Genomic DNA, 8,462 nt, shown 5'->3' on the forward strand with positions numbered 1-8,462 from the left:
TGGTTTCTATTACATTCCGGGCACTGACACCTGCATCAAGATCGGCGGTTATCTGCGTGCCGACGTGACCATTCACGGCGGCAACAGCAACGCGCCGTTCTGGAACGGTGACGGTGCGACCCAGACCCGTTACCTGAATCAATATAACGACTACTCTCGTTTCGCGCTGACGGTTGATACGCGCACGGCGACTGAATACGGCGTGGTCCGTACCTTCGGACAGGCCGACTTTACGTTCTCTACCGAAGGAAACTCCGGCGCGCTGTCGAACTCGAGCAACATGACCGGAACCGTCCTGACCGGCGGTACTGTGAACAACTACGCCGGCAACGGCGGTCTCGGTGTCGAATACGCGTTCGTTCAGTTCGCGGGCTTCACCCTCGGTAAATCGGCTTCGGCTTTCGTCACGCCGTGGCAGGGCTTCCCGGGCAACAACACTGCGTACCTGGTCGGCGGTTACGACACCATAACCGGCATCAACAACGTCCAGTACACCGCTCAGTTCGGCAACGGTGTGTCGGCCTCGATCGGTCTCGACGACAGCAGCGCCAGCGATTACAACCGTACCCAGATCGTCAATGCGGCGGTCGCCGGTGCAGCCAGTTCGCCCGCCAACACGCTCGTCCCGAGCTCGGCCAACACGGCTTCCTGCGCGCTTGCGATGTATGGTGCGGCCAGCTCGAACTGTACCGCTCTCGGCACCGCTTACGGCGGCGCGCAGTTGCCGGACCTCGTGGGTAACGTCAGGATCGATCAGGCCTGGGGCGTCTTCCAGATTTCGGGCGCTGTCCACGACGTCGATCCCGGTTATTGGACTGTAGCCAATACGCTTACCAGCGGTAACTTCCTTGGCGGCAACGTCCAGACTGGTGCCCAAAACTTCGGCCATCCGGACTCGAAGGCTGGCGGCGCGGTGAGCGTTGCCTTGCAGATCAAGAACCTGCCGACCGGTGCCGGCGACGACTTCAAGATCGAAGGCACCTGGTCGGACGGTGCGTCGAAGTATGTGTTGGGAACCTCGGCCGGGTTGGGCGGCTCCTTCTACATGTTTGGTAATGGACCGACTGGAAGCGCGGGCAAGCTTGCCATCGGTGCGATCACCGACGGTGTCTACTCGGGCGGTCCAGCTAACAACGGCGTCGGCGGCACCCAGGTGCAGTTGACTCAGGGTCTGGGCATCCGTGGCGCGTTCAACCACAACTGGAGCCCCGAGTGGTCGTCCAGCTTGTTCGGTGGTGCGTCGCAGTTGAGCTACGGCAACACCGCAAAGTCGATCTGGTGCGCAAGCTACGTTGCTTCCGGCACGACCTTGCTCCCTGGCTCCAGTTGCGACCCCGGTTTCACGCTTTCTGAGATTGGTCTCACGACCCGCTGGACCCCGGTCAAGAACCTGACGTTCAGCTCGGAAGTGCTGTACGCCTACCTGCACACCAACATGTCTGGCAGCGCAACCGGAACCGCGAGCTCCGCGTTCCCAATCGCAGCGGGCACCGCAGCTTCGCCCTATATCTTCGGCGACAAGGGTACGGTTTCGGTCGAATTCCGCGCTCAGCGTAACTTCTGATCGGGTTCGTCCCCACAAGGACGGAAACGGTTTGAGAATAGACCCTCGGCGGGAAACTGCCGGGGGTTTTTTTGCGATAAACTAGTTACCGGCCGCATAACCGGTGTGCGCTGCACCGCCCCGAAATGTAATTTCGAAATATCGGCGTGGCCCATCCCGCCGAATACGGGCGTACGGCTCGCTTGATGCAGGGTTCGGTCCCGCAGAAGCGATCTCGAACTTGGACACGAATGCCTTCAGCGCGATCGCGATTCCTAAGCGCGCTTCATACACTTCGGGCCCGGATAGCCAACCCACAAGACCCTTAAGCTCCGTAAGAGCTTTCCTCTCGTGCAGATCGACAGCCTTGCCCAACTCGTCGAGCTTAACCACCAATTCAAAAAACGATTCCTCAAAATTTTGGTAAGACCATGCCATCCGATAGCAACCGCGACCTTCGAGCACCGTTGAGCAGATAAGGCTTTTGGCATTTCCGTTGCTGTGAAATTTAACCAGGCCTCCGCAATGCGCACACGTTAGGAGGCCAGAAAATAGATTTGTGATTAGCCGACCTTTGCGACCTCGGCCTGAGGCCAGATTTTCGCGACGTGCTTCCTGGGCTGCCTTGAATAGGGCTTCTTCGATCACTGCAGGATAATAATTTGGTATTGGATCGCCTTCGGGAAACTCTTCCCCGTTCCGATACCGCTTCAACTGATGCTCACCAATCGTCGCTCTGTTGCGAAGCATGTTGTGAATAGTCGACTGATCCCATTTTGCGGATCGCCCAAAAGTCGGGACGCCCTTCGTGTTGAGCTGTTTAGCAATAGTGTAGCCGCCAAGGCCCGCTATGCTGAGTTCGAAGACTTTCCTGACGATTTTCGCCCTCTCGGGCATGAACACGAACGAAGTGCGGTCTTCTGTCAGTTCTAGCCAACCCGGACATGCTGATAGCCGCCCCGACTTGGCCAATGCGATATTCAACCTTGCAGCACGGATGCGGACGGATCCTGTGCTCCGATTTAAATACTTGGCGATGTTCGCCAGCTTTTCTCCCGATCGCGCCAAATCGCGCAACCGAACATCCTCCAGGAGAGACCAGAGCGCGCCTCGCTGAACCGGAGGAATCATCTGGCTTTAGCCTTTGATCCGACAACGTCCTTTTTCTTGGTCTCATCTGGTGCGTATTCCGCAAAGATGATGAAAGGGTCCATGCACCGATTTTTGGGCTTCATCCAGGCGCGCCAGTGCGACGACGGCGTATTGCGGATGTTCGTCACTGGGGCCACGGCGACTTAGGTGGCGGCGGCATGCCCCAGCGCATCATGACCAGCTCGCGCTCGGCGCCAGCGTTGCGCACCACGGGTGCCGGATAATCCGGGAATACGCTCGGCATCGGCGGCAGGTTGCCGACGTATCGGTTGACGACCCGAAACAGGGCGATGATCGCAGCTTGGTTGGTGGTGATGCTGTAAAGGTTGCACATGCTGATGCTTTATGGATGTGCGTTCGCATCGTCTGAGCACATAGCCGGACTTCCATTAGTTCGGATGCACACCCGATATAGCCATGGCTCGACGTAACTGCCCTTCCATATCCCACGGCCGGACTGCTCCGCGTCTCGTTGATCTGCGGCGTACTTCGTCTTGGAATATTGAGGCCAATCCAGAGCAAGCCCATTTCGCACGAGCCATTGCCCGAGATCAGCGCCTCCGACGGTGCAGGTCGCCACGATGCGGCTGTACCGATCTAAGCTGATCGGAATGCAGCTTACCGGTCGTCGCGCAATGAATGCGTCGAGTTCGTTCGCTGCCTGCGCACCGCACCTGTACTGCTCACTGTCTTCGCCGCGGCAAAGCTGGCTGCTCTCGGGTGCATCGATGCCCCAAAGCCTGATGCGGGTGCCGTGAATTTCCAGCGTATCGCCATCGATGATGCTGGCTTGCCCGGTCATATCGTCGGGTAGGGCGATCCCGCATGAGAACAGCAGAACCAACCCCGCCCCCACCCAGCGAACAGTCATGGTTTGTGGGTGTCTTTGCGCCATTGAGCCCAGTTCTTGCCCTTGCCCTTTTCGGAGGGATGCATCCGTTCACCGCCGCACTCTTTCATGAAGCGGTCGGCGTCTTCTGTTCGGCCGAAACGGAACACCTGATACCATTCATATTGCCAGACCACAGCGGGACCGTATTTGGATAAAGACAAGCCATGGATCCGACAAAACTCCTGGTAGACGTGAAAGTTCGCGCCAATGCACTTCTCCTCGATCAACGCCACCCAATAGGGGAAGTTGCCTTCGTCGGCTCGTTCCATCCGCGTCTGCCGATGGGACATGGCACGCTTTTCTGCAATTGACTCGGTACTGGCCGAATTTGGCCACTCGCTAAATCAAACAGGCGACTAACGAAAAACACCTGGAAAGCTAACATCCGCTGGCTCCACGCGACGCAGGTGAGATGATCTGCCACCCAGCGGGCTTCCGCGGCTTGCTCCGCCGAATGCCGAACGGATGCGCCATAGATTGCTTCTGGCGACTTGGTGCTCATGTCCTATTAAAGCGCAAGCGCCGCGGACTGGCAATCACGCCACTGGTTGAGATCGGAACCGATCTGCACCGCTGCCGGTCGCGGGTGTGGAAAAGACGGATTGGCGTCCGATAGGTGCCCGCAATGACTTCGAAGCAAGCCGCGTGGACCCGTGACCTTTCGATCACAGAGTCCTCAAAACTGGCCGGAGAAACTCCACGCGAGGGGTTGCGGGTTGCGGTTCAGGCTACTTCAAGGGAAGTTTGAGCTGATTCTTTAAAGAGATTTCTTGGACCCAAATCGCCGTTGCGTGCCGACGGTTAGCAGGTGAACCGGGTGAAAGTCAGATTGATCAGTTGGCACCGACCTTGGCATGGGGTGTCCGGGCGGGTGCGGGAAGCCGGATCATCCCGACCGGAGCGACGTTGCACGCGGCTACTGTGAGGACGCCAAAAGCGATGATCGCGAAGCGAGTGAGGAGCATCAGCGCGCTCCCGCGGATCGTGCAGGGTCAATGCCATCAGCCTTGAGGCGATCGATCACGCTGCGGCGGACATATTCCAAAGCCGTCATGAGGTTTCGGGGGCAGCGGTGACAATCGCGGCGGGGAGGGATGCGGGACAACGAATCCGAAGGCTGTCAGTAAAGCGTGTCGGATCGTCGGATTTGCGGAGGGCTCTCGCAGCTCGACAGCGCGGACCGTCAGGGGGAAGCGGTACCGGAGGGCAAGATCACCCGGCTCAACGAGAAGATTGCGGCGCTGCGCCATGAGATTCACCGGCTGAACGCTCTGAACAGTGAGATGATGCAGACGGAGGCCTCCAGTTTCTGCCGCACGCACCCACAGCAAATCGGACGGCCCAGCATACGTCCACGGTTGCGACTGATGCCACGCTGCAACAGACCTTTGGAAAAGGATCTGTTCTGCCTGGTAGCAGCCTCACGGTCATTGACAGTGAGTGCAGTACCCTATCGATTAAAATCGCTTCCAAAGTCGGGGGCTGTGGGGGCTCAGATGATTCGGCGATGGGGAATTTCTCCACGGCGGAGAGGCTCGGTACTGTCCCTTGACCTCAAGAGCAGGCGAGCGATCGACGACGCCGCGGAGCCCGTAAGCGCACCGATGTCCCAACGGCGTGATCTGTTCACTTGGATTGCTTGCTTTAGCGCAATAGCCATCGACGTATTGCCAATAATTGTGGTTGGGGCAGCTTTCGAAAGCATGACGGTTGGTACTGCCTTGGCAGGCGGGGGGCAGGGCGGTGCCAACAGCGGCGGTAGCGGAATCGCCGGCGGCGACGGCGGAGATGCGGATCAACCGGGTACCGGAAACGATGGGAGCGGGGGTCCCGCAGGAACATCGGGATCGCCGAACGGCGTTGATGGCGTTGCCTTGGGACAAGGCAGCGGCGGCGGCGGCGGCGGTTACTCAAACACTAGTATTCCCAACGGCACTTTCACTCTTACAAGCGGAAATGGCGGCACTGGCGCCGATGAAGCGGGCGCAGGCAATGGTGGGGGTGGTGGTGGCGCCGGCGGCAATGGTGCCGAACTGGCCGGTGCGGGCCCTTATTCAGTCGGAGCCACCAGCAGCGTCACCGGTGGTAATGGCGGGAACGGCCGCACTGGTTCCAGTGGCGGCTTTCCGGCGACAGGCGGCGGCGGCGGCAGCGGCGGTATCGGTATTGATTTCTCACAAACTGGCGCGACGCTTCAAAACGCAGGAACGATAACAGGTGGCAACGGAGGTACTGGCGGAACGGGCGGAGCAGCGAACGGAGCAAACGGGGTTGGAGGTGCCGGCGTCGTTGGCGCCGGTCTGACGATCGTCAACAGCGGCTCGATCGCCGGCGGTCTCTCGGGTGATACGATTCCGGTGCGAGCCGACGCAATCACCTTCACCAGCGGCTCGAATTTTCTAACGCTGTCTTCCGGTGCCACGGCCGGCACGCTAACCGGCGGCATCAGCATCAGTGGATCGCTGACGATCGATCCGGGTGCGGCGAACGGCGGTAGCGCTACACTTTCGAATGTCATTCAAGATGCGGCCAATGGGGCGGGTTCGATCACCCTCAATACCGCCCGAACACTCACGCTGACCGGCGCAAATACCTATTCCGGCGGCACCGCGATTTCCGGCGGCGGCACCCTCGTGGCCAACAACGCGGGCTTGCCGAATAGTTCATTGGGCAGCGGCGCGGTCACGCTGAACAATGGCACGCTGGCAACGAACCAAGACACTGACCTCTTCAATAACGTGATGGTAGCCGCTGGCGGCGGCACGATTCGCGGCAGCTCGAATTTCGGGCTGGACGGCAACATCACCGGCGCCGGGCAACTGACCTTTCAAAATACCGGTGCTGCCAACAACAATCTGACCATACTTATAGGGGACAACAGCGCCTTTACCGGAACAACCATCGTTGCTTCCGGTGTCCTCGCCTCTTCATCCGCGCAGGCTCTTTCTCCCAACTCGGCCTTTCAGGTCGCCAGTGGCGCAACTCTTGGCCTGGGAGGCATCTCCGCGACCATCGGTTCGCTGTCAGATTCCGTCGGCGGTGGCGGCGTTGTCTCCGGCAACGGTCTCGTGCTGACGACCGGTGGCAACAACGGCAACACAACGTTCTCTGGCGTGATTCAGGATGGGACGGTAGGAACCTTTGGTCTGATCAAAGCCGGAGGCGGCACGTTCACGCTCGCGGGCACCAACACCTATACCGGCGCAACCACGGTTTCTGGCGGCGACCTTCGCGTCAACGGCTCGATTGCGAGTGCGACCACAGTGCAGTCCGGCGGCACGCTGTCGGGCATCGGCTCGGTCAACGCTGCGGTCGTGGTACAGAGCGGAGGCATATTGTCGGCGGGACAGGGCGGCCCGGGCACGCTGACGGTCGCATCCTTGAATCTCAATGCTGGCTCGACCTCGGTGTTCGAACTTGGTGCTGCCGGCGTGGTCGGCGGCGCCAGCAACGATCTTGTCAATGTCACCGGCAGTCTCACTCTCGGCGGCACGCTCTCGGTCAATTCGCCCTCGGCTGGATACTATAGGTTGTTTAACTATGGCACGTTGACGCCGAGCGGCTATTCGAGCGTCATCGGCAGCACGCAGGGCACGCCGATGGTGCTGACCAATGTGGCCAACCAAGTCAACCTGTCGGTCATCGGTGCTGGCCAGCAACTGCAATTCTGGGACGGCGCGGATATGGCCGGCAACGGTATCGTCAACGGCGGCGCCGGCACGTGGAACGCAGCAAACACCAACTGGACCGGTGCTCCCGGACAGGCCGGCATCAACGACCAGTGGCGCAGCTCGGTCGGCGTGTTCGCTGGAGCTGCCTCCGGTACGGTCTCGGTAATCGGCACGCAGGCCTTCGATACGCTGCAGTTCAGCACATCAGGTTATGCGCTCAATGCCGGCGCAGCCGGGCAGCTTCAGCTGTCCGCGGTGGGTGGCGCGGCGGCGACGATCAACACCGACGCAGGCGTTACTGCGACCATCAACGCGCCGCTCGTCGATGGCTCGTCGACTGCCCTAGCCAAGGTCGGCGCCGGCACGCTGGTACTGGCCGGCACCAATACCTATACCGGCGGCACCACGATCAGTGCGGGGACGCTGATGCTCTTCGCCGGCGGCAGCCTTGCTTCGGGGGTGATTAACAATGCAACCTTTAACAATTTGGGCACCGTGACGGGGTCGCTGACGAACAGCGGAACAGCCACCAATGGTGCCATGATCACCGGAACGGTGTCGAACAGCGGTACGTTCCTCAACGCTTCGGCGGCGACAGTCGGCGGCGGCCTCACCAGCACGGCAGGAGTTGTCACCAACGCCGGCACGTTGAACGGCGGCGCGACAGTGAGCGGCGGGGCGTTGACGACCACCGGAACGATAAACGGGGGACTGGTCAATTCCGCTACCGTGAACGCCAAGGGCGGGGCGATCAACGGGGCGGTCGCCAACAATGGAGGCGCCACGTTCAATGTCGGGGGCACGGTCACAGGCAACAGCACTTTTGCCAATGCCTTCGGCGCCACGCTGGCGCTCGGAACCACCGGCGCCTACACCTTACCGGGAATGCTCTCCAACAGCGGCGTTGTGACGGTGGCGAGCGGCGGCCAGTTGACCGCCATTGTGGGCGGCATCACCAATTTGGCCGGCGGCACGATTACGGTAGCGACCGGTGGTACCGTCAGCGACGATCTCAACAATGCGGGCACCGTAACCAATGGCGGCGCCTACAATGCCAATGTCGACACCAACACCGGTGGCATCACCAACAATGGCGCCTGGACCGGCAACGTCGCGTCGAACGCCGGCACCATCACCAATAATCTGACCTGGACCGGTGCGATCGTCACTTCTGGCACATTCATCAATGCCGCCGGTGCGACGG

5 protein-coding genes and 1 pseudogene are annotated in these 8,462 nt (G+C 60.3%); 2 read left to right on the forward strand and 4 right to left on the reverse strand.

Going from position 1 to position 8,462, the window contains the following annotated elements:
* Window positions 1-1,564 (forward strand): porin (locus GSQ88_RS17355; protein WP_246784847.1); only part of this gene is annotated, 1,564 nt, incomplete at its 5' end.
* Window positions 1,565-1,645: 81 nt separating this feature from the next.
* Here the strand turns inward: GSQ88_RS17355 and GSQ88_RS17360 are convergent.
* The 4 genes and pseudogenes from GSQ88_RS17360 to GSQ88_RS17375 all read right to left on the reverse strand — a co-directional run bounded on the left by GSQ88_RS17360 (window position 1,646) and on the right by GSQ88_RS17375 (window position 3,877).
* Window positions 1,646-2,620 (reverse strand): recombinase family protein, encoded by a 975-nt coding sequence (locus GSQ88_RS17360; RefSeq protein WP_159008973.1) that lies wholly within the window; start codon window positions 2,618-2,620, stop codon window positions 1,646-1,648.
* 74 nt (window positions 2,621-2,694) lie between these two features.
* Window positions 2,695-3,029, reverse strand: a pseudogene (locus GSQ88_RS17365) (SOS response-associated peptidase family protein); the annotation flags it as partial.
* A 9-nt stretch (window positions 3,030-3,038) separates the two neighbouring features.
* Window positions 3,039-3,566 carry a thermonuclease family protein gene (locus GSQ88_RS17370; RefSeq protein WP_159008974.1) on the reverse strand — a complete coding sequence of 176 codons (528 nt, stop codon included), beginning with the start codon at window positions 3,564-3,566 and terminating at the stop codon, window positions 3,039-3,041.
* Window positions 3,563-3,877, reverse strand: coding sequence for a hypothetical protein (locus GSQ88_RS17375; protein ID WP_159008975.1), 315 nt, complete (start codon window positions 3,875-3,877; stop codon window positions 3,563-3,565). The genes GSQ88_RS17370 and GSQ88_RS17375 overlap by 4 nt, the downstream gene beginning before the upstream one ends.
* 1,584 nt (window positions 3,878-5,461) lie before the next feature.
* On the opposite strand from GSQ88_RS17375, the gene GSQ88_RS17380 reads away from it, so the two are divergent.
* Window positions 5,462-8,462 (forward strand): beta strand repeat-containing protein (locus GSQ88_RS17380; protein WP_210253843.1); only part of this gene is annotated, 3,001 nt, incomplete at its 3' end.

The sequence above is a fragment of the Bradyrhizobium sp. S69 genome (assembly GCF_009766005.1).
Classification (GTDB): domain Bacteria; phylum Pseudomonadota; class Alphaproteobacteria; order Rhizobiales; family Xanthobacteraceae; genus Bradyrhizobium.